Annotated in this window: 1 pseudogene; it reads left to right on the top strand. The window is 70.9% G+C overall.

The annotated features are described in order from the left end of the window. Window positions 1–184 (top strand): annotated as a pseudogene (locus MET9862_RS29785) (porin); the annotation flags it as partial. Between the last annotated feature and the right edge of the window lie 463 nt (window positions 185–647).

A 647-nucleotide genomic window follows, 5' to 3' on the forward strand; every position in this document is an offset into this window, starting at 1 on the left:
TATCGGTGTCGAGGGCGTCTACCAGAACTACGGCGTCCAGAGCGGTCGCGTGATCGATCTGAACCGGACGCCCGGCGCGACCTCGGCCGCCGGCTTCAACGCCGCCGTCGCCGCCGGCACGCTGCGCACGGTCACCAACGCCGACGTGTTCCAGGTCCGCGCCCGCGTCCAGCGCGACTTCTAAGTCACGACGTGACCCCGCGCGGATCCTTCCGGATCCGCGCGGGTCCGGTATCCGAAAGCTTCAGACTCGGATCCGCCCGGCTGCAAAGCCGGGCTTTTTCGTGTTTGGGATCCTGGCCCGTCCCGCATGCGCGCCGAGGCTTCGAGGCGGGCGGGGAGGGGAGCGTCAGGCAAAAGGGATGCGGCGGTACCGGCGCATAACGGCGTCCTCTCCGGCGCGCTCTCGCCCCTCGCCGGCCCCTCTCCCGAACGGGAGAGGGCACCCGCGCCTGATCCGGGCAGCGGCGGAGCGCTGGAACCGCGCCCTTCCTCCCCCCACTGCGGGGGAGGGAGAGCGCAGCGGCAGGGCGGAAAGGCCTGCCCTAAGACAAAAAGCTTGACACGCGAGAACAAAACACGTACATCCCGGCCACGCGCTGTCCCGCGGCGCGACGGGTCCTGCAACCCGCCGCGCCGCGCGCAGG

This window comes from Methylobacterium symbioticum (genome assembly GCF_902141845.1).
Taxonomy (GTDB): domain Bacteria; phylum Pseudomonadota; class Alphaproteobacteria; order Rhizobiales; family Beijerinckiaceae; genus Methylobacterium; species Methylobacterium symbioticum.